This window comes from Pseudomonas sp. LTGT-11-2Z, assembly GCF_003691445.1.
Lineage (GTDB): Bacteria > Pseudomonadota > Gammaproteobacteria > Pseudomonadales > Pseudomonadaceae > Aquipseudomonas > Aquipseudomonas monteilii.
Map to the genome: position 1 here is coordinate 3,664,780 of NZ_CP033104.1, position 22,208 is coordinate 3,686,987.

At 60.8% G+C, this 22,208-nt stretch carries 15 protein-coding genes and 2 pseudogenes; 13 read left to right on the forward strand and 4 right to left on the reverse strand.

The annotated features are described in order from the left end of the window. The first annotated feature begins 47 nt into the window (after positions 1-47). From tssK to D8767_RS17125, 9 genes and pseudogenes are all read left to right on the forward strand, one after another. Positions 48-1,385, forward strand: coding sequence for a type VI secretion system baseplate subunit TssK (gene tssK / locus D8767_RS17085; RefSeq protein WP_016714372.1), 1,338 nt, complete (start codon positions 48-50; stop codon positions 1,383-1,385). A 1-nt stretch (position 1,386) separates the two neighbouring features. Beyond that, a complete protein-coding gene (icmH, locus tag D8767_RS17090; RefSeq protein WP_016714373.1) occupies positions 1,387-2,250 on the forward strand; it encodes a type IVB secretion system protein IcmH/DotU in 864 nt (287 codons plus the stop codon). A 132-nt stretch (positions 2,251-2,382) separates the two neighbouring features. After that, entirely contained in the window at positions 2,383-2,898 is a 516-nt protein-coding gene (locus D8767_RS17095) for an Hcp family type VI secretion system effector (RefSeq protein WP_016714374.1), read from the forward strand. A gap of 74 nt (positions 2,899-2,972) precedes the next feature. Next, on the forward strand, positions 2,973-5,141 hold the full coding sequence (locus D8767_RS17100) for a type VI secretion system Vgr family protein (RefSeq protein ID WP_016714375.1): 2,169 nt from the start codon (positions 2,973-2,975) through the stop codon (positions 5,139-5,141). Next, entirely contained in the window at positions 5,138-6,070 is a 933-nt protein-coding gene (locus tag D8767_RS17105; protein WP_029380311.1) for a DUF4123 domain-containing protein, read from the forward strand. Before D8767_RS17100 ends, D8767_RS17105 begins: the two co-directional genes overlap by 4 nt. After that, positions 6,063-9,053 carry a T6SS effector BTH_I2691 family protein gene (locus D8767_RS17110; protein ID WP_122048343.1) on the forward strand — a complete coding sequence of 997 codons (2,991 nt, stop codon included), beginning with the start codon at positions 6,063-6,065 and terminating at the stop codon, positions 9,051-9,053. The genes D8767_RS17105 and D8767_RS17110 overlap by 8 nt, the downstream gene beginning before the upstream one ends. A gap of 2 nt (positions 9,054-9,055) precedes the next feature. Beyond that, the gene (locus tag D8767_RS17115; RefSeq protein WP_122048344.1) at positions 9,056-9,949 is read left to right on the forward strand and encodes a DUF6708 domain-containing protein; all 894 of its coding nucleotides are present in this window, start codon (positions 9,056-9,058) and stop codon (positions 9,947-9,949) included. A 74-nt stretch (positions 9,950-10,023) separates the two neighbouring features. Then, a pseudogene (locus tag D8767_RS17120) lies at positions 10,024-11,463 on the forward strand (hypothetical protein); the annotation flags it as partial. A gap of 2 nt (positions 11,464-11,465) precedes the next feature. After that, on the forward strand, positions 11,466-12,347 hold the full coding sequence (locus D8767_RS17125) for a DUF6708 domain-containing protein (protein WP_122048345.1): 882 nt from the start codon (positions 11,466-11,468) through the stop codon (positions 12,345-12,347). Here D8767_RS17125 and D8767_RS17130 read toward each other — a convergent pair. Both D8767_RS17130 and D8767_RS17135 read right to left on the reverse strand, forming a co-directional pair. Continuing rightward, the gene (locus D8767_RS17130; protein WP_016715738.1) at positions 12,331-13,146 is read right to left on the reverse strand and encodes a class I SAM-dependent methyltransferase; all 816 of its coding nucleotides are present in this window, start codon (positions 13,144-13,146) and stop codon (positions 12,331-12,333) included. The genes D8767_RS17125 and D8767_RS17130 overlap by 17 nt on opposite strands. Before the next feature lie 250 nt (positions 13,147-13,396). Beyond that, a complete protein-coding gene (locus D8767_RS17135; protein WP_016715737.1) occupies positions 13,397-15,583 on the reverse strand; it encodes an OsmC domain/YcaO domain-containing protein in 2,187 nt (728 codons plus the stop codon). Positions 15,584-15,828: 245 nt separating this feature from the next. On the opposite strand from D8767_RS17135, the gene D8767_RS17140 reads away from it, so the two are divergent. The 4 genes from D8767_RS17140 to D8767_RS17155 are packed head-to-tail and all read left to right on the forward strand — an operon-like array spanning position 15,829 to position 20,930. After that, positions 15,829-16,284, forward strand: a complete 456-nt coding sequence (locus tag D8767_RS17140; protein WP_016715736.1) for a (2Fe-2S)-binding protein — start codon at positions 15,829-15,831, stop codon at positions 16,282-16,284. Then, complete coding sequence (locus D8767_RS17145) at positions 16,284-18,533, forward strand: xanthine dehydrogenase family protein molybdopterin-binding subunit (protein WP_016715735.1); 2,250 nt, start codon at positions 16,284-16,286, stop codon at positions 18,531-18,533. The genes D8767_RS17140 and D8767_RS17145 overlap by 1 nt, the downstream gene beginning before the upstream one ends. A gap of 18 nt (positions 18,534-18,551) precedes the next feature. Further along, positions 18,552-19,895, forward strand: coding sequence for a c-type cytochrome (locus D8767_RS17150; protein ID WP_016715734.1), 1,344 nt, complete (start codon positions 18,552-18,554; stop codon positions 19,893-19,895). A 12-nt stretch (positions 19,896-19,907) separates the two neighbouring features. Next, on the forward strand, positions 19,908-20,930 hold the full coding sequence (locus D8767_RS17155; RefSeq protein ID WP_016715733.1) for an XdhC family protein: 1,023 nt from the start codon (positions 19,908-19,910) through the stop codon (positions 20,928-20,930). 21 nt (positions 20,931-20,951) lie between these two features. Here the strand turns inward: D8767_RS17155 and D8767_RS17160 are convergent. Both D8767_RS17160 and D8767_RS17165 read right to left on the reverse strand, forming a co-directional pair. Beyond that, positions 20,952-21,398: pseudogene (locus tag D8767_RS17160) on the reverse strand (transporter substrate-binding domain-containing protein); the annotation flags it as partial. A 118-nt stretch (positions 21,399-21,516) separates the two neighbouring features. After that, positions 21,517-22,158 (reverse strand): LysE family translocator, encoded by a 642-nt coding sequence (locus tag D8767_RS17165; protein WP_016715731.1) that lies wholly within the window; start codon positions 22,156-22,158, stop codon positions 21,517-21,519. Positions 22,159-22,208 lie beyond the last annotated feature (50 nt).

The window sequence follows — 22,208 nt, forward strand, 5'->3', positions numbered from 1 at the left end:
TACTCCCCTTTGCCCTTCCCGCTTACTCACGCTGACACGGAGTGCCCATGAGTTCACGCAATCCCGTTCTTTGGCCCGAAGGCCTGTTCGTAAAACCACAGCATTTCCAGCAAGCAGCCCGGGCGGGTGAAGCAGCCCTCCACCAGCGCCTTGCCAGCCTGAACGCAGCCTTCTACGGCTTTAGCGAGCTACAGCTGAACGACGAGTACCTGAGCCTGGGCAAGATTGCCATCACCCGGGCGCGGGGCGTCATGCCGGACGGCACGGTGTTCGACATCCCCGCCGACCTGCCGCCGCCGCCACCGCTGGAAATCGACGACGACGCGTGCAAGGACAGCGAGGTGTATCTGTGCCTGCCGCTGCGCACCGAGGGCGGCTGCGAAGTGAGCTGGCCCGACAATGCCGCCAACTTCCGCTACACCGCCCAGCCACAGGAGATCAAGGACACCCATTCTGCGGACGGTGACCTGGTACAGGTAGACCTTGCCATGCCCAACCTGCAGCTAAAACGCAAGGCTGAAGACAGCAGTGCCTACACACGCCTGGCCATGGCACGCATCCTGGAGCGGCGCCCCGACGGCAGCCTGCAACTGGACGAAACCTTCTACCCCACCAGCGTGTCGGTGCGAGCGGTGCCGGCACTGCAGCGGTTCCTAGACGAAATGACCAACACCCTGCGCGAGCGAGCGCGAGGCCTTGCCAAGCGTATTGGCGCCTCGGGCCAGTCCGGTATCGCCGACATTCGCGACTTCAACCTGCTGCAGGCCATGAACCGCTGGTGGCCGTGCTTTCAGCACCTGGCCCGGCAAGCGCAAACGCATCCCGAGCAGCTTTACCTGTGCATGAGCCAGGCCTGTGGCGAGTTTGTCACGTTCACCGACGAAAACAGGCTCCCGCAAGATTACCCCGCGTACCACCACACGGCGCTGCGTACTTCGTTCAAGCCGCTGGAAGACACCTTGCGCCGCGCCCTGAGCACCGTCCTGCAGCCGCGCGCCGTTTCACTGCCGCTGGTGAACGAAGCGTTCGGTGTGATGACGACCAGGCTGGAAGACCGCCGTCTGATCGACGAAGCCGACTTCATCCTTGCCGTGCGCGCCGACCTGCCACCGCAGGTGTTGCGCCAGATGTTCATCCAGAAAGCCAAGATCACCTCACTGGAGTCGCTGTACGACCTGGTGCCGCTGCAACTGCCGGGCATCCCCTTGTTGCCTTTGCCGGTGGCGCCGCGCGACCTGCCTTTTCACGCGGGCTTCAGTTACTTCGAAGTGAACAGGCGCGACCCGGCCTGGGCGTGCATGGCCGAGGCCAATGGCTTTGGTCTCCACATTGCGGGCGAATTCCCGGGCCTCGAACTGCAGTTCTGGGCGATCAGGAGTCAGTGATATGGCAGATGACACGACTACCCGCACCGATGCAACAAGCGCTGAAGTCAGTCAGCTGACTACATCCCTTAAACCGTCAGCACCCGACGACCAGGCCGCGCCGGCCAACGCACAAGCCTCTGCGCAAAAGCCTGAGCCTGTTTACGAAGGCTATCCCGCCGACCCGCAGTTTCAACTGCGGGGCGGGTTCGCCAACCTGATGCTGGATGCCGCATCACCGCTGTTTGGCTTAGTCATACGCCTGCGTACGCTGGACGAATTGCCAAATATCAAAGATGTGCACCAGCAAGTGCGCAACCAGATCGACAACATTCAGGAAGAAATGCGCCAGCACGGATACGAGCCTGCTCAGCTGCTGGCGTATACCTACGGCCTGTGCCTGTTCATCGACGAAGCTGTCATGGAGCGGCCCTGGGGCAAAAGCAGCTGCTGGAGCCAGGAACCCTTGCTGAGCATCTTCCACGACGAGACCTGGGGCGGAGAAAAGATCTTCACCGTGATCTCGCGCCTGATGCAGGAGCCCAAGCGTTATCAGGACGTGCTGGAGTTCATGTACTTCGCCCTTTGCCTTGGGCTGAGGGGCAAGTATGCGCTGGCGCCGAAAGGTGAAGAAACCGTCACTGCACTGATTCACCAACTGCACGGGATCATCCGCGAACTGCGTGGCCCCACCCCTGAAGAAGTCTGCGACCCCTACACCAATGTGGCCCCACGCAACTTCCGCATGAACCGGCAATGGCCCTGGTGGAGCCCTTTGGTGATTTCCGCCATCGCCATGGCAGTGGCCTACGGCATCTACAGCTACCGCCTGCACCTGATTACCACCGAAGTACTGGAGTCGCTCAACGCCATCCTGCAGCAGTAGGCGAATGCTACATGCACCCACCGAATTCACCCCAATAGCGAGGCATCTGCCTCATTGAAAAGCCCATCGTTTTCGATGGCCACGCCACCTGTGGTGTGCGTGCTAATCCACATGGACGCAGGAGAAACTGCCATGCCAACACCCGCTTACATCAAGATCGAAGGCAAGACCCAAGGCAACATCACCGCAGGTGCATTCACGTCCGACTCCGTCGGCAATGTGTTCGTCGAGGGCCATGAAGACGAAATTCTGGTGCAGGAAATCAAGCACCAGGTAACCGTCCCCACCGATCCGCAAAGTGGCCAGCCTGCCGGCCAAAGGGTGCATAAGCCCTTCGTTTTCACCAGTTCATTGAACAAAGCCACACCACTGATGTACCAGGCCCTGGCCAGCGGCGAAATGCTGCCGGTCGTTGAAGTGAACTGGTATCGCACCTCAGTGGAAGGCAAGCAGGAGCACTTCTTCACCACCAAGCTGGAGGACGCCACCATCGTGGACATCAATACCGTCCTTCCGCATGCCCAGAATCAGAAAAACGAGAATTACACGCAGCTGGTCGAAGTGGCCATGTCATACCGCAAGATCTCCTGGACACATGTGACCGCAGGTACCGAAGGCTCTGACGATTGGCGTAAACCGATCGCCTGATCTAACGGAAAAGCCCGGGCAGCCATGGTCTGCCTGGGCTCTTCGAAGTCTCAGGCGAAGGACAAGGACTGCTTATGCCCAGCCAATCCGACTTGCGATACAGCTTCCAGCCCCTCGTTGGAAACGCTGAGTTCGAAGTGGTGTCATTCAAGCTCGAGGAAGCACTCAGCCAACCGTTTACGTTGACCCTGGAGCTGATCAGCTTCGAACACGACATCGACTTCGGCCACCTGCTCGACAAACCGGTGCTGTTCACCATCTGGCAGGGTGAACGCCCCGTACGGTACATACATGGCCTGGTCAGCCGCTTCAGCCAGGGTGAGAGTGGCTTCTGCCGTACCTATTACCATGCCTTGGTCGAGCCCCAACTGGCCCGCGCCAGGCTGCGCTCGAACTGGCGCATCTTCCAGCACAAGACCGCCCCGCAAATTCTCGAACTGATGCTCAAGCGTCAAGGTATCGTCCACTATCAATTCGGCACCGGCTTCGACTACCACGTTCGGGAATTCTGCGTACAGGCTGGCGAAACCGATCTCGACTTCTTTGCCCGCATCGCTGCTGAAGAAGGCATGGTCTATCGGTTTGAGCACACTGAAAAGCAGCACAAACTGATCATCACCGACCGACTGCTCACATTGGGGCATATCGAGTGCGACATAGCCCATGGCGAGGATGAGGACGAAGGCTTCGTCGAGGGTAACAAACCTGCCAGGCCTTACACCGTGCTGTACCACGCCAACAGCGGGGGCACCCGACACACCCCTTGTCTGCAACACTTGCGCTACAGCGAACACGTGCGAACCGCACGCCAGGTTCAGCGCGATTACACCTTCACCCACCCGGCCTATCGCCAGGAGCATCGGGCCTCGGGGCCCCATCTGGAACACCAGTCCACGGACTATGAGTGCTTCGACTACCCCGGCCGCTACAAGCGCGACGCCGTCGGTAAGCCGTTCACCGAAAACCGCATCACCGCCCTGCGCCATGACGTACGCATTGCCGAAGTCCGAGGCGACGATGTACGCCTGCAACCGGGCCTGAGTTTCACCCTGACCGGCCACCCCCGGGAAGACCTGAATGTGCACTGGCGGGCAAGCACGGTCACCCACGAAGGCAGCCAGTTCACCAGCCTGCAGGAAGAATCGGCCGGTGCCAATCAAGGCACACGCTACGAACAAAAGGCGCTACTGGTACCAGGCCGAACTGAATGGCGCCCTGCCCCGCTGCCCAGGCCACGGGTTGATGGCCCCCACATGGCGACCGTTGTCGGGCCGCCAGGTGAGGAAATCTATTGCGATGAATGGGGCCGGGTGAAGGTCAGCTTCCCCTGGGACCGCGAAAGCCAGGACAACGCGTTCAGTTCATGCTGGGTACGGGTATCTCAAGGCTGGGCCGGGGGTAGCTGGGGCTCGATGGCTATCCCGCGTATCGGCCAGGACGTGATCATCCATTACGTCAACGGCGACCCTGACCAGCCGATGATCACCGGCCGCACCTACTGCGGTGACCAGCTACCGCCTTACGACCTGCCCCGGCACAAGACCCGCATGACCATCAAAAGCCAGACCCACAAGGGTGATGGCTTCAATGAACTGCGTTTTGAAGATGAACTGGGCCAGGAAGAGGTGTTCATCCATGCCCAGAAAGACCAGAACAATGTGGTCAAGCACGACGAGACGACACAGGTGGGCAATGATCGCCATGAACAGGTCAGTAACGACGAAACCATTCTGATTGGCCGTGACCGCACGGAAACGGTTGGCAATGATGAACGCGTCACCATTGGCCAGGACGCCGCGCTCGATATAGGTCGCAATCAGACCATCAATATTGCCAAGGACCGCGTTGAAACCATCGGTAATCACCGCCACGACCGGATCACCGCCAATCACCACACCCATATCGGCGGTAACCTCAATCAGCAGGTCGAAGGGCTTGCCGAGCTTGAAGCCCGTGGAGAAATCCGCAGGCGTACACGCCGCTATGAGCTTCGCACAGCGGAAGCGGTGATCATCCAGGGCCCTGGGGGCGCCATCCGGATCGACGAGACAGGCATCACGCTGGACAGCCCGACGATTCGCATCAACGGTCAGATGCTCAAGTCTGCAGACGGGGCAACCAACCCCTTTTCAATCAGCGGCACGCCGGTCACCGGCAAACCTCTGGAGCGCCAGTGCGGGCGCCGCGCCGATGGCACCTGCGCCATGCCCGACTGCCGCTGTATGCGAGGGCCAGGCCAATGAGTACAACAACCACAATCTCACAACCGAGTGAGCACTTCGGGAAGAACGCTCGCTTTCTGCTGCTCGAAAGCCGCGTGATCGAGCACTGGGCCTACCGGCCTATAACCCGAATACTTGCCAATGGTGAGCTGGTACCCGCCTATGCCCCTTCGGTGCTTGAGCTTATCAATGATGTCAGCCTGAACAGCCAGCATGCGTGGTTGTGGAGGCGCAGCGCTCTGGACGAACGCCATGACTTCGGGCCGTTGCTGGTAGCCGTGTCAGATGCACCAGAATTGCTTGCCCATGCAATCTCCACCTGGATGCCTATTGGCGGCGTGATTGCGCTGGATGCCGAGATTGACCTTGCCCAGTTGGCAGACCATTTCACCAGCCTTGTGCAAATTTCGCTTCCGGATCAGGGGCTGGCCACTTACCAGTTCAACCCGGACCACCTGGCGGCCTGGCTGGATGCACTGGATGAAGACCATCGGGATGCATGGCTCGGGCCTGTGACTTCGCTGGCCTGGCGAGTCAACTGGGGGCCAGCTCACGCGTGGAAGTCGCTTGAGCGTAGCCCGACCCATGCACGTTCCTTTTCGCAAGCCCCGCTCTCACTTCGCAGGCCTGAACTTGAGCGACTGCAAGCAGGCATGCACGAGCACTTCGTGCTCACGCTGGCACACGAGGTGGTAACCCTGCCACAGCACGCCACCCACACATTGGCCGACATCAGGCAATGGATTGAAAGCCTGCTGCCGCAACTGAAAGCCCTCAACTTTCGCGATGAGGAAGTCGCTGGGGAATTCATCAGGCTGATTGCCAGGCACATGTGGCTCATGACCGATGACCAGGCCGGGAAGATCTACACCAACCTCGAGGAGTCTCCACAGGGCCGACTGTACGAACTGCACGCCTTGGTCAAAAGCAAGGAATCCAACCATGAATGACAACAGTGTCAGCAGCGCCACTTCCGGCCCTGCCTGCAGCGCACGCGTCCCCATTCTGCCCATCCGCTATGCCATCGTGCCGCGCACCGCTGACGCACCCGCCTGCCGTTACGCCGACTCAGGCTTCAACCTGGAACAAGGCTTCGCCCCGCTGCAGCACTGCGCCTATACCCTTCGCGCACTGCGCCCGGGTTATGTCTACGTGTTCATGAAAGGCGTTCTGGGCCAGAAGCTGGTCATCCATGAGTACGTCGGCGCGGGCCTCTACAAGGAACTGCTCTACAAGGGGCTGGATGGCTACCACCGGCGTGACCGCTACCTCTCCAGCCGCCCCATGGGCTGGGTGTGGGCCGACACCTGCCCCGATACCGCCAAGGAGGTGTGGATCGGCTACAGCCCGCACCTGTGGACCAACGCCATGACCGCCCGCATCACCGGCTCGTCCGCCCTGCGTAAACGGCACATGCGCCGGCTGGACATGGCCGAACTGATAGCCGGCAACCGGGCACCTTCGACCCAGCCCCATGTCTTGCCGGTCAGTGCCCTGCAAACCTGGGTCGAAGACTTCAAGCCCACCGAGCGGCGCATGCCGTTGAGCTGGAGCAGCGACCCGATCACCGACACCTTGCCCATCGGCAACCTCGTCGCCGTGGCCCGGCACTATCCCTGGACCCAACCCAAAGTGCCGGTGGTGGTCGCCCTCGCCGACGCCGAAGGCATGGCCCTGGACCTGAGCCTGTCGGTGTCGGCCTACCAGCACCAGCTGCGCGACCTGATGCCCGCCGAGCAGCTGCAACACACCAAACCCGCCCAACCGCCCGAGCACGAACGCGTGCCGGCGTGCTTCCAGCTGGATGCCGAACAGTTGAGCACGCAGAGCCGTGATTTTCACCATCGCAACCTGGTGGCCATGCTGCTGAACAAGACGCTGGAGAGTATGTACCCGGCCGACGCTGCCTCGCCCGAACTCGCCGCGTTCCGGCTGGGCACGGAGCGCCGGGGCCCCGCCCTGTCGCCCGCCGAGTCACATTTCCAGGCCCTCACCCACAAGGACTACTCCCCCCACGGCGCGCGCCTGGCACAGCGCCTCGATCTGGACAAATACCGGCGTTTCCTCGCCGAACGCGACGAGCTGGGACGCCGGATGGCCGCCCTGCGCAACCAGGCCTTGCACGCCAGCAACGACCATGACGCCTGGCTGGCGACGGCCGAGCCCGAGCATATCGACAACCCCTACAGCCTGGCCGCCGCCCTGGCCTGCTACGACCGCGACGAAATCGTGTCCGCCCGTGGCCTGGAAATCTCCCTGGCGCTGCTGATCCACCCGATGGGCCAACCGACGCCGGGCGCCGAAGCGCTGGACCGGCGCTTCAAACGCCTGGAACAGTGGCTGGACCGGGACGACAGCCCGCTGTACACCGCCCTTGCGCCGTTCAACCCGTTCAAGGACAAGGCCGATTCGATCGGCAGCCTGTTCGGCGCCAGCGACAATGTGATCGAAGGGTTGGCCGGTCGCTTCCCGGCCATGGCCGACATCACCGACCTCACCGCCCAGTCGGTCAATACCGTGGTGCTCAAACGCCTGCGCGGGCAAACCCGCTGGGATGCCAGCCATGGCCTGCGCCAGCAAGTGTTGTTGGCGGCGCGTGAAGCGAATGCAGAGAAAGCGCTGGGGTTGTTGGCAGCGCGTTACGGGATCACCGGGCAGGCCATCAAGAACAACCCGTTCAGCCAGGAGGTGGAGAAGTACCTGAAGAGTGGCATGGCGCAGGTTGAGGAGATGAAGCAGTTGCGCATTTCGGGGAGCCGGACGGTCTCGATAGAACTGACCACCACTGCGCGAGTGAAACCCAACTTTCTCGGGATGCTCACCTCGGGCGGAGGCGGTGGTTTGAACGCAGGGATGCTGTGGTACAACATCATATCGCTCCAGACGGCCTACAACAGCCTGCAAAAGAGCAATGCTCCGGAATACACCTTGGGTTTTGCTTCGTCGATTTTCGGGGTGATCGGTGCAGCAGCGGCGACGCTGGTCAGCGTAAGGGCGACGCAGAAGGCCGTGATGCTGCGGTTAAGTTCGACAGCACCGGGGATGGCGTTTGGCAACGGAATTATCAAGTTCTTAAGTAGCAACCTGTTTGCACGCTTGGTTGGTTATCCGGCAATAGCATTCGGCCTGTTTTCTGATTTCTTCAAGGCAAAGCGTCAGAGAGCGAACGGTAATCGAGCGGCGGCCGATTACACACTGGCTGGAGGTCTAAGCGTAGCTGCTGGCTCCATTGTTGCTCTTGAAGCTGGTCTTGCAATTGCTGGGGCTACAACGCTAGTGCCCTTTGCCGGATGGGCTGCAGCTGCCTTGGTCCTCGTGGGAGTAGCCATCATTGCAGGGGGGCTATACCTACACGCCAAGGCACATGAGCACCTTCATAGCCCAATTGAGCTTTGGGCAGCACGTAGTATTTTCGGTAATCGCAACAATGATGGAGAGGTGCGCCCCGACATCACCTTGGACTATGAGCAGAAGCTTCCCGTTTTCGCCTCGCTAGAAGAGGAAGTCAAAACTTGGAACAACGACCATTACGGCCCAAAGTTACTATCCGCAGAGCAGGCGTTATCGCTTGGGATATCTAAAGTTGACACCCGATGGCATCAAAATAATCACTGGTCTCCTCCAAACTGGACAGCCATTACCCATAATGAAGTAGCCACACCTCAACCAACCGTTGAGTTCACAGTGCTGCTGCCTGGCTTTGTGCTGGGGGTAAGCGAATGGTCAGGAAGCTTGAGTAACCTCCGTGACGACCAAGGAATGGACGTATTCCCTATCGCCCCGACCAGCCACATCGTAAGTGCGGGCTTGGTCCTGCATTTCGAGAACACACTGGCCAACCAAAATTATGTCTCACTGCATCTAACTTACAGCGCCAACCAAGGATTGGACGAAGACCATGCGATCCTATCAATTTTCCGTTTGGAGCGTTAACCATGGCAACCATCTGGATATTCAATTCAATGTCAGACTCCGGACACAAACCCGCTATTGCCGGACAGTTATTAAACCTGTCGGAAAACATTTTATGCCTGAGAAACCCTTGGATAACAGACTCTGTGTTCATGGGAAAAATCTACTGCGCAATGATTATCGCATCGATTATTGTTTTCTATCCTTACCTGCTAACCAGCGAAGCCTGGAATCCATACACTTTTAGCCATACCTTTATCATCCTCAATGTGATTGGACCTTTCATCTTCCTACCATTCTTAGCCTATCGAATATATTTCATAAAGCGCTTATCAAGCATATGTTTCAACCGATCAACTCAGAAAATTTACTATCAACGCTTGAGCAAGCTATTCATCTTTGAGTGGAGCAACACCGGAGGGGGCCTTTTCAAACGCACCGAAAACGGCGGCTCATCCTTCAGCACCAGCTACGCCCTCGCCTTCGCCCCGCGCCGAGCAGACGGTAGCCTCCACCAAAAAGACTGCCTCTGGGTCGACAGCAACGAACCCACCGAGTCCGACGTCAGGCACGTCGCCGAAGTCTGGGAATACCTGCGCCACTTCATGGCCCATGGCCCCGACAAACTCCCCCCACCCGGCGAACCCAACTGGTGGCACAAGCCACTGCATGCCATCTGCCTGACCCCGGCTGAAGCCTGGCGCCACTACGCCCCTTGGCGAACCGGCGAACCTGGTGAAATGCAGGGCAAGAAGAATTGGCAACTGCCCTTCTGGGCCGTGCTGTTCCCCTACAACCTCACCGTCGCCATCTGTTGGTACTTCATCTGCAAGCTCTTCAATGTTCGCGCAGCACCACCACCGCCTGAAGCGTTTGAGGAACTGCCGGCACGTGCAAGCAAAAGGAGGCGTGCATGACTAACGCCTCCGTCAGCAGCGCCACCTCCGGCCCCGCCTGCAGCACACGCGTCCCCATTCTGCCCATTCGTTATCTTACCGCCCAGTCGGTCAATACCGTGGTGCTCAAACGCCTGCGCGGGCAAACCCGCTGGGATGCCAGCCATGGCCTGCGCCAGCAAGTGTTGTTGGCGGCGCGTGAAGCGAATGCAGAGAAAGCGCTGGGGTTGTTGGCAGCGCGTTACGGGATCACCGGGCAGGCCATCAAGAACAACCCGTTCAGCCAGGAGGTGGAGAAGTACCTGAAGAGTGGCATGGCGCAGGTTGAGGAGATGAAGCAGTTGCGCATTTCGGGGAGCCGGACGGTCTCGATAGAACTGACCACCACTGCGCGAGTGAAACCCAACTTTCTCGGGATGCTCACCTCGGGCGGAGGCGGTGGTTTGAACGCAGGGATGCTGTGGTACAACATCATATCGCTCCAGACGGCCTACAACAGCCTGCAAAAGAGCAATGCTCCGGAATACACCTTGGGTTTTGCTTCGTCGATTTTCGGGGTGATCGGTGCAGCAGCGGCGACGCTGGTCAGCGTAAGGGCGACGCAGAAGGCCGTGATGCTGCGGTTAAGTTCGACAGCACCAGGGATGGCGTTTGGCAACGGAATTATCAAGTTTCTAAGCAGTAATCTGTTTGCGCGTTTAGCTGGTTATCCGGCAATAGCATTCAGCTTAGTTTCTGACATCTTCAAAGCAAGACGTCAGAAAGCCAACGGTAATGAAGCAGCTGCCGATTACACTTTGACTGGTGGCTTTACCATGGCTGTTGGTTCCGCTGTCGTCCTTGAGGCTGGACTTGCCATTGCTGGCGCTACGTCAGTAGTGCCTTTTGCCGGATGGGCCGCAGCCGCCCTTGTCCTCGTGGGCGTAGCCATCATTGCAGGAGGCCTGTACCTGCACGCCAAGGCACACGAGCACCTTCACAGCCCCATTGAGCTTTGGGCCGCACGCAGCATTTTCGGTAATCGCATCAATGACGGAGAGGTGCGTCCTGATATTACCTTGGACTATGAGAAAAAACTGCCTGCTTACGCCTCACTAAAAGCTGAGGTCAAAGCCTGGCACAACGAGCATTACGGCCCCAAACTACTGTCCGCTGAGCAGGCCCTATCACTCGGTATAACTAAGGTCGACACGAAATGGCATCGAAATGATCACTGGTCTCCGCCCAACTGGACCGCTATCACACACAACGAAGTAGCCACACCTCAAACAACCGTTGAATTCACCGTGCTGCTGCCTGGCTTTAGGCTAGGCGTAAGCGAATGGTCAGGAAGCTTGAGTTCCCTCCGTGACGACCAAGGAATGGACGTATTCCCAGTCGCCCCGACCAGCCACATCGTAGGTGCTGGCTTGGTTCTGCATTTCGAGAACACACTAGCCAACCAAAATCATGTCTCACTGCAAATAGCTTACAGCGCCAATCAGGGGCTGGACGAAGACAATGAGACCCAATCAATATTTCGCCTGGAGCGCTGAATATGGCAACTATCTGGATATTCAACTCGACCTCAATCTCGGGGTACAAGCCCGCCATCGGCGGGCAGCTATTGAGCTGTTCAAAAAGCACTTTATGCCTGCGAAACCCATGGGTAACCGACTCAGTTTTTATGGGAAAGCTGTACTGCGCAATGACCATAGCACTGATTATTTTCACTTATCCTTATTTTCTAACCAGCGATGCCTGGAACCCATACACCTTTAGCTATACCTTCATCATCCTCAATGTGATTGCCCCTTTCATCTTCCTCCCATTCTTAGCCTATCGAATATATTTCATAAAGCGCTTATCGAGCATATGCTTCAACCGATCAACTCAGAAAATTTACTATCAACGCTTGAGCAAGCTATTCATCTTTGAGTGGAGCAACACCGGAGGGGGCCTTTTCAAACGCACCGAAAACGGCGGCTCATCCTTCAGCACCAGCTACGCCCTCGCCTTCGCCCCGCGCCGAGCAGACGGTAGCCTCCACCAAAAAGACTGCCTCTGGGTCGACAGCAACGAACCCACCGAGTCCGACGTCAGGCACGTCGCCGAAGTCTGGGAATACCTGCGCCACTTCATGGCCCATGGCCCCGACAAACTCCCCCCACCCGGCGAACCCAACTGGTGGCACAAGCCACTGCATGCCATCTGCCTGACCCCGGCTGAAGCCTGGCGCCACTACGCCCCTTGGCGAACCGGAGAACCTGGTGAAATGCAGGGCAAGAAGAATTGGCAACTGCCCTTCTGGGCCGTGCTGTTCCCCTACAACCTCACCGTCGCCATCTGTTGGTACCTCATCTGCAAGCTCTTCAATGTTCGCGCGGCACCGCCACCCGCCGAGGCTTTTGAAGGTGTGCCGGCTACCGCCCGCGAATGATCACCACCTCAAGGTATTCGCTGGGCACCACCAACGATGAAGGCCCTCCCACATTGCAGTCATCCAGCAACTGAGCAAGGTCTCGCTCCAAAGCACTGGCCTTCTCCGCATCCAGCGAAGCAAACGCCTTGTGCACCGGCCCGTACCAGGTACGAAAAACCTCGATGAAATGCGCCGCCGAGCGGTAGCGGAAGTTGAAGTGCTGGCGACTGACATTCAGCTCACCCAGCACCCCTTCGAACATCACGCGCAACTGTTCCTCGTCACCCCACCGCGAGGGCGGCAAGGCCCCGGCGGGGGGCGGCACATGCCGCCCGAGGGTCTTGAACATCTGCCCGACAAAACCTTGCGGGGTCCAGTTGGCCAAGCCTATACGACCACCGGGCCGGCATACCCGCCCCAGCTCACGTGCGGCCTGGGCCTGATCAGGGGCAAACATCACACCGAACGTGGAAAGCACCGCATCGAAGGTGCCATCGGCAAACGGCAACGCTTCAGCATCGGCAGCCTGAAACAGCACATTCAGGTGTTCGGCCCGTGCCCGCTCTTCGCCACGCTTTAGCAGTTCGGGGACATAGTCGGTGGAGGTGACGCGGCAACCGCGTCGGGCAGCCGCCAGTGTGGCGTTGCCATTACCGGCCGCAACATCCAGCACCTGCTCATCCCAGCGCAGGTCACAGGCTTCTGCCAGGCGCTCGCCAACCAGTTGCAGGGTGGTGCCGATTACCGCGTAGTCACCGCTGGCCCAGGCGGCTTGCTGACGGGCTTTGAGGGCATTGGTATCCAAAGGGGTGCTCATGGTCTGCGCCTTTTTGCTGTGCGCGGCCGAGGTCCTTCTGGCGGTTAACGCGCCATGGATTTGGGGAGCAAAATGTTACGCGCCTCTCAGGCCAAGCGGAAAGGCGAATTGGGGATAGGACCTTGATCAAAGCGATATATGGCACCGGCTGCGCCGGTGTTCGCGGCGGTTCGACAAGCCCGCTCCCACAGTAAACGCGCAGGCGTCAGGATATCGGGCAGGGCTGCGAGCCCTGCAACCGATTGTGCACTCAGGCGAACTTGGCCCGGGCTGCGTGCAGTTTCTTGTAGCTTTCGATCAAGCGCAGGTGGCGATCAAGGCCTTCGAGCTTCATGCTGGTCGGGGTCAGGCCATGGAAGCGCACGCTACCATCCAACGAGCCCAGCACAGCATCCATGCGTGCGTTGCCGAACATGCGGCGGAAGTTGGCTTCGTAGTCGTCCATCTCCAGCTCGTCATCCAGTTGCACTTCCAGCACCACGTTCAGGGCCTGGTAGAACAGCCCGCGCTCAACAGTGTTGTCGTTGAACTGCAGGAACGCCTCGACCAGTTCTTTGGCCTCCTCGAAGCGCTGCACTGCCAGGCAGATCAGCAGCTTCAGTTCCAGAATGGTCAGCTGGCCCCACACCGTGTTTTCGTCGAACTCCACGCCAATCAGTGTGGTGATGGTGGTGTAGTCATCCACATCGCAGTTATCCAGGCGCTTGAGCAGCAGCTTCAGGGCGCGGCTTTCAAGGCTGTGCAGGTTGAGGATGTCGGCGCGGAACGACAAGGCGCGGTTGGTGTTGTCCCAGATCAGGTCCTCGACGGGGTAGATTTCCGAGTAGCCCGGCACCAGGATGCGGCAGGCGGTGGCGCCCAGGTTGTCGTACACCGCCATGTACACTTCCTTGCCCAAGTCTTCGAGGATGCCGAACAGGGTTGCGGCCTCTTGAATATTGGAATCCTCGCCGTGGCCGGAGAAGTCCCACTCGACGAACTCGAAGTCCGCCTTGGCACTGAAGAAGCGCCACGACACCACACCGCTGGAGTCGATGAAGTGCTCGACGAAGTTGTTCGGCTCGGTCAGGGCATGGCTTTCGAAGGTCGGCTGCGGCAGGTCGTTCAGCCCTTCGAAGCTGCGGCCCTGCAGCAGTTCGGTAAGGCTGCGCTCCAGTGCCACTTCCAGGCTTGGGTGGGCGCCGAACGAGGCGAATACGCCGCCGGTGCGCGGGTTCATCAGGGTGACGCACATGACCGGGAATTCGCCACCCAGCGAAGCATCCTTGACCAGCACCGGGAAGCCCTGTTCTTCCAGGCCCTGAATGCCGGCAACAATGGCCGGGTACTTGGCCAGTACGTCCTGCGGCACATCCGGCAGGCACAGCTCGCCTTCGAGGATTTCGCGCTTGACCGCGCGCTCGAAGATTTCCGACAGGCACTGCACCTGCGCTTCAGCGAGGGTGTTGCCAGCGCTCATGCCGTTGCTGAGGAACAGGTTTTCGATCAGGTTGGACGGGAAGTACACCACCTGCTCGTCCGATTGACGCACGAACGGCAGCGAGCAGATGCCGCGCGCCGTGTTGCCCGAGTTGGTGTCGTACAAGTGCGAACCGCGCAGCTCACCGTCGGGGTTGTAGATTGCCAGGCAGTGCTCGTCGAGGATCTCGGCGGGCAGCGCATCGCGTGGGCCAGGCTTGAACCACTGCTCGTTCGGGTAATGCACGAACGGCGCGTTGGCCAGGTCCTCGCCCCAGAACTGGTCGTTATAGAAGAAGTTGCAGTTCAGGCGCTCGATGAATTCACCCAGCGCCGATGCCAGCGCGGCTTCCTTGGTGGCACCCTTGCCGTTGGTGAAGCACATCGGCGACTGCGCATCACGCACATGCAACGACCACACGTTGGGCACGATATTGCGCCACGAAGCGATCTCGATCTTCATCCCCAACCCGGCCAGGATGCCCGACATATTGGCGATGGTCTGCTCCAGCGGCAGGTCCTTGCCAGGGATGTAGGTGGTACTGTCCGACACCGGCATCAGCAGGCCCTGGGCATCGGCGTCGAGGTTGTCAACCACTTCGATCACGAACTCAGGGCCGGTCTGTACCACCTTCTTGACGGTGCAGCGGTCGATCGAGCGCAGGATGCCCTGGCGGTCCTTCTCGGAAATGTCTTCGGGCAGCTCGACCTGGATCTTGAAGATCTGGTTGTAGCGGTTTTCCGGGTCGACGATGTTGTTTTGCGACAGGCGAATGTTCTCGGTGGGGATGTCGCGGGTCTGGCAGTACAGCTTGACGAAGTAAGCCGCGCACAAGGCCGAAGACGCCAGGAAGTAATCGAACGGGCCTGGGGCCGAACCATCACCCTTGTAGCGGATCGGTTGGTCGGCGATCACCGTGAAGTCGTCGAACTTGGCTTCGAGACGGAGATTGTCGAGAAAATTGACCTTGATTTCCATGCGGGTTTACCGTGATTTAAGCGTGCAAAACGAAAGTGGCCGGCATTATCCGGGTTTTCAGCCTGGAAGTCCTGTTTACCTCGTCGCTTGCGCATTCCACCGGATTGCTTGCCTGATCCTCTGAACCTGCCCCCGCCACCAGACCAGCGGTCATCCCCCTGTGCTAGCGTTTCTTCTCTGGGGAACAACGTATTCCCCGCCCAGAAAAAACACAGCGATAGCAACCGATGATTGGCAGGTGAACCATGGAACTACGCATCAACCAGAAGACCTATCAGGTCGAGGTGGACGCCGACACGCCCCTGCTGTGGGTGATCCGCGACGACCTGGGGCTGACCGGCACCAAGTATGGCTGTGGCCTGGCCCAGTGCGGCGCCTGTTCGGTGCTGGTGGACGGCAACGTGGTGCGCGCCTGTGTCACCCCGGTGGCCGGTGTGGTCGGGCGCGAGGTGACCACCATCGAGGCAATCGAAGCCGATGCCGTCGGCAAACGGGTGGTCGCGGCCTGGGTCGAGCACCAGGTGGCCCAGTGCGGCTACTGCCAGTCCGGCCAGGTGATGGCGGCCACGGCGCTGCTCAAGCACACCCCTAAGCCCAGTGACGCGCAGATCGACGCGGCCATGGTCAACCTGTGCCGCTGCGGCACTTACAACGCCATCCATACTGCCGTGAATGCACTGGCCCAAGGGGAGCAGGCCTGATGAACACGCCCGTCGATACACCGGCCGAACTGCTCAAGCTGCAAATGGGCGAAACCGTCAACCTGTCACGTCGGCGCTTTCTTGCCGGCACGGCCGTCGGTGCCCTGGTGCTGGGATTCGGCCTGCCAATGGGGCCAGCACGCGTGCAGGCGGCGATTGCAGCCGCCCCGCAACGCGGCACCCAAGTGCCCGCGTTTCTTGAAATTCGCCCGGATGGCACGGTGCGCCTGCTCAGCCCCTTCATGGAGGGCGGGCAAGGGCCCTTCACCGCCATGGCGCAGATCGTAGGTGAAGAGCTGGATGTCGACCCTGCCCATTTCGTGGTCGACAGCGCGCCACCGGGCGAAGCCTATGTCGTCATGGAAAACGGTATGCGCATCACTGGCGGCAGCATGTCGGTGCGCATGAGCTACCCGACCATGCGCCGCCTGGGTGCCCTCGCCCGGGCCATGCTGCTGCAGGCGGGCGCCGAACAGCTCGGCGTGCCGGTCGAGGAGCTCTCTACCACACCGGGTAACGTAGTACATACCATGAGCGGGCGCTCAGTACCTTATGGCGAACTTGCCGGCCGCGCCATGGACCTGCCAGTACCCGCCCCGGACAGCGTCAAATTGCGCGACCCCAGCCAGTTTCGCTGGATCGGCAAGCCAGTGCGTCGCCTGGATGCCTACGACAAGTCCACCGGCAAGGCGCAGTACTGCATCGACATCAAGGTCGACGGCATGCTCCACGCCGCCGTGCAGCACGCGCCACGCTTGGGCATGACCGTGGGCAGCCTGCGCAACGAAAAGCAGGTCAAGGCCATGAAGGGCGTGCATTCCGTGCATCAGTTACCGGGCGCTGTCGCCGTGGTCGCCGAACGCTGGTGGCATGCCAAACGCGCGGTGGAGGCTATCCAGGTGGACTGGCAAGAGGCGACCGCCGACACCAAGGTGCGGGCGATGCCTGCAGACTTCTCCAGCGATGGCTGGCGCGAGCACCTGGCCACGGTCGAGGGCCCGGCACGTGATGAAGAGAACGAGGGTGATATCACGGGTGCCTTGAGCAACGCCAAGACCAAGGTAGAGGCCAGCTACCACAACCAGTACCTGAACCATGCCCAGCTGGAACCGCCCTCTGCCCTCGCCCGCTTCAACGCGGACGGCACCCTGGACGTGTGGCTGCCCAACCAGGCACCGGACATGTTCCGCGACGACATTGCCAAACGTACAGGCCTGGAGGCTGCGCAGATCAACCTGCATTCGCCACTGCTGGGCGGCTTCTTTGGCCGCCACTTCCTGTACGACTCGGCCAACCCCTACCCGCAGGCCATTGCCCTGGCCAAGGCGGTCGAGCGGCCGGTGAAGCTTATCTGGAGCCGCGAAGAGGAATTCCTGCGTGATGTGCTGCGCCCGGTCGCCGTGGTGAAGTTCCACGCCGGCCTGGATGCCGACGGCATGCCAGTGGCCCTCGAAGCGGTAAGCGCCACCGAAGGCCCAACCGAGGCCCTGGCCGGCAAGCAAGGTGAAAAGATCGACCCGACCGCGCTTGAAGGGCTGTCGGGCAAGGCCTACGCCATCGCCAACAAGCGCATCGCGCAGATCTACGTAAAAGGCCCGGCCATGCTCGGCTACTGGCGCTCGGTGGGCAACTCACTGAACGACTTTTTCTACGAGTCGTTCCTCGACGAACTGGCCGACAAAGGCGGCAAGGACCCGTTCGAACTGCGCCTGCACCTGCTGCGCGACAACCCGCGCCTGACCAATCTGCTGAACGCGGTCGCCGACCTGTCCGGTGGCTGGAAGCGCGGCCCGTTCACCGCCGAGGATGGCAGCAAGCGGGCACGCGGCGTGGCCATGGCCTCGCCATTCGGCTCGGAGGCAGCAGTCATCGCCGAGGTGTCGATCGAGAACGGCCAGGTGAAGGTGCACGACATCTGGCAAGCCATCGACCCGGGCAGCATCGTCAACCCGGCGATCATCGAGCATCAGGTGAACGGCGCCGTCGCCTTGGGCCTGTCGCAGACGCTGGTGGAAGAGGCGGTATACGTGGACGGCAAACCACGAGCGCGCAACTATGACCTGTACCCGATCCTGCCGCCTTCACGCATGGCCCGGGTGCATGTGCGCATTGTCGAAAGCGGGGCGAAGATGGGCGGCATTGGCGAGCCTCCGTTGCCGGCCGTAGCCCCGGCGGTGGCCAACGCCGTCGCGCAACTGACTGGCCAGCGCGTGCGCAGCCTGCCGTTGAGCCGCCATACCTTCAGCTGACCGCACAAGGATCGCCCCATGACCCATCGCTTCGCAAGAACCGCTGGCTGGCTGGCACTGCCGTGCCTGGTCGCGGCAGGCCTGATGGCCTGGTATGTCACCCGCGAGCCTGCCTCGCCGTTCGTCGATGCACAGGCCAGTGCCGCCGACCCGGCGCTGGTCAGCCGTGGCGAGTACGTGGCCCGGCTCAGCGACTGCGTGGCTTGCCACAGCCTGCCGGACGGCAAACCGTTCGCAGGCGGGCTGGAAATGGCCACCCCGCTGGGGGCTATTCACGCCACCAACATTACCCCTGATCGCGACAACGGTATCGGCAGCTACAGCCTCGCCGACTTCGACCGCGCCGTGCGCCAGGGTGTCGCGCCCGGCGGCCGGAGGCTGTACCCGGCCATGCCCTACCCGTCCTACGCCAAGCTCAGTGACGACGATGTAAAGGCGCTGTACGCATTTTTCATGCACGGCGTGCAACCGGCCCGGCAGGCCAACCTGGCCAGCGACATCCCCTGGCCACTGAACCTGCGCTGGCCCATTGCCCTGTGGAACGGCCTGTTCGCCGCCACCACGCCTTACGCCGCCAAGGCCGGGCAGGATGCGCTGTGGAACCGGGGTGCCTATATCGTTCAGGGCCCTGGTCACTGTGGCAGTTGCCACACGCCCCGTGGCCTGGCCTTCAACGAAAAGGCGCTGGATGGCAGCGGCAAACCATTCCTGGCGGGCGCCCTGCTCGATGGCTGGTACGCACCGAGCCTGCGTGCCGACCACAACACAGGGCTGGGGCGCTGGAGCGAAGACGAGATTGCGCAGTTTCTCAAAACCGGCCGCAACCGCCATGCCGTCGTATTCGGCTCGATGACCGAGGCGTTCAACAACTCCACGCAGTTCATGAGCGACGATGACCTGAGGGCCATCGCCCACTACTTGAAATCGCTTCCCGGCGACCCGCAGCGCGATGGGGCGCCGTGGCAGTACGTGGCCGAGTCGGCAGCAACACAGCTCAACAGCCCGGGCGCACATACCTACGTGACTCGCTGCGCCTCGTGCCACGGGCTGGAGGGCAAGGGCCAGGACCAATGGATGCCGCCTTTGGCGGGGGCAACCTCGGCGCTGGCGAAAGAAGACGCTTCGGCGATCAACATTACCCTGAACGGTTCGCAGCGGGTGGTGACGGCGGGGTTGCCTGATGCCTACCGCATGCCGGCGTTCCGAGAGCAACTGAATGACCAGGAGATTGCCGATGTGCTGAGCTTCGTGCGCACGGCCTGGGGAAACCAGGGCGGTGTCGTGAATGCACAGGCGGTGGGCACGTTGCGTGGGCATACCGACCCGGCCAGCAGTAGCCCGATCATTTTGCATATGCGCTGAACGGGAGCCTCCATGGAAAGCATCGACCTGCTGGTGCTGCGCACCACCCGAGACTGGCTCACCGCCGGGCACCGCGTCCTGCTGGCCACGGTCGCCCGCACCTGGGGCTCCTCCCCGCGCCCGGTGGGCTCGATGATGGCCTTGCGCAGTGACGGCCGGGTGGTCGGCAGTGTCTCCGGTGGTTGTATCGAGGATGACCTCATTCACCGTTACACCACCGCCTACGGCGGCCCCGGCATGCCCAACGGCCTGCCTCAAGTGGTGCGTTACGGCGTCAGCGCCGACGAAGCACACCGTTTCGGCCTGCCCTGTGGCGGCACACTGGAGCTTGTGCTGGAGTTCGCACCGCCGCTGCAGCACCTCGAACGACTGCTGGCCTGCCTCGATAAGGGCAGCCTGGTCCGCCGCGGGCTCAACCTGCACAACGGTGATATCAGCCTTACCCCCACCAGCACGCCTGACCTGTTCAGCTTCGATGGCCAACACATGCTCAGCACCCTTGGGCCGGGCTACCGTTTACTGCTGATAGGTGGTGGCGCACTGGCCGAGTACCTGGCCACCATGGCCCTGTTCAATGGTTTCAACGTTTCGCTGTGCGACCCACGCCCTGAGTACACCGCGGGCTGGAGCGTGCCCGGCGTCAACCTGCTGGCCGGCATGCCCGACGACGTGGTCCGCGCCTTCGCGCCGGACCTGCGCAGCGCCATCGTCGCCGTCAGCCACGACCCCAAACTGGATGATCTGGCCCTGCTCGAAGCCTTGCACAGCCCGGCGTTCTACATTGGCGCCATCGGCTCGCGGCGCAACAGCCAGCTGCGCCGTGAACGCCTGATCGAGCACTTCGGCGAAAGCGAGGCATCGCTGCAACGCTTGCATGGCCCGATTGGCATCTACATCGGCAGCAAGACACCGGCCGAGATCGCCGTCAGCGTCATGGCCGAAATCCTCGCGGCGAAGAACGACGTCACCCTGCCTGGCGCGGTCAACGTGACCCGGGCCAAGCACGCACGGGAGGCCGCGCACCTTCCTCGCTGATTACTGCCACCGCTTCAGGTTCTACTGCAACAACTGCTGCGGCAACGCCCCGGCCACGATCTTTTCCATTTGCCGCGCCAGCGCTTCACGCAAATGCGGCCGATTGCAGGGCGAATCATGCGAAAGCGCCAGGTAGAGCCCTTCGCTGGAGATTGGCGGTTCCAGCACCTGTACAGTGCTGGCAATACCCAAGGTGCGCGCCAGTGCCATGCCGGGGTACTGCTCGTACACGACATAGTCGCTGCGTTTGTGCATGAGTTTTTCGAATGCCTGCCTGGCGCTGGGTACTGTTTCGAGGATGAGGTTGGCCCTGGCAAACTCGTCGAACTGCTGACCGTGGCTGTTGTTGACCAAGGTCCCGCCCTTGCGACCTTTCAGGTCTGTCCATTGGTGGTAGGCAAAGGCATTGTCCTGGCGTAACCAGACCACGCTGGGCGTGTGCAGAAATGGCGGGGTGATGAAGTCCATCTGATCAACTGCAGCATTCATCTGTGCGGGCTGTAGACAGTCTGGACCCCGTGCGAAAAGTAGATGTGCCTTTCATCGGCTAACGGTGAAACGAGTCGTCGATTACCCTCTCTGGCAATCAGGCGCCCTGACGACGCATCGCCAGGATCGCCGCACCAAACCCGATAAAGGTAGTGCCCACCACCCGGCTCACCCAGCGCGACAGCGACGGCCGGGTCAGCACGCCTTTCGCCCGTGCAGCCAGCGCGGCATACAAGCTCAGCGAAACCAGCGACAATGCCACGAAAATACCGGTCAAGGCCAGGAATTGCGGCAACAGTGCGGCCCCTTGGTCGATGAACTGCGGGAACAGCGCCGTGAAGAACATGGTCGCCTTGGGGTTGGTCACTGCGGTAAGGAACGCCGACTTGTAGAGCTTCAGCGGCGAGGGGCGAACCTTCGCCGCCCTCTCGGCAGTAGCCTGCGCCAGCATCGGGCCTTTTTTCAGCAACTGCCGCACCCCCAGGTAGAACAGATAGCCCGCCCCCAGGATTTTCACAGCATTGAACAGCACTTCAGAACTGGCCAGCAGTGCGCCCAGGCCCAGCATGGCGGCTGCCGACAGGCAGAACAGGCCCGAGCCATTGCCCAGCGACGACCAGATCGTGCTGCGCTGGCCATGAGCCAGGCTGTTGTTGATGGCCATGAGGGTGGCGGGGCCGGGGCTGGCGATCGCGATGGCGGCAACCAGGGTAAACGCTAACAACGAGTGAACATCCATTTTCAGGCTCTTCAGGCAAATCAGGAAAGGCCCTGTACAGGGCGCGAGGG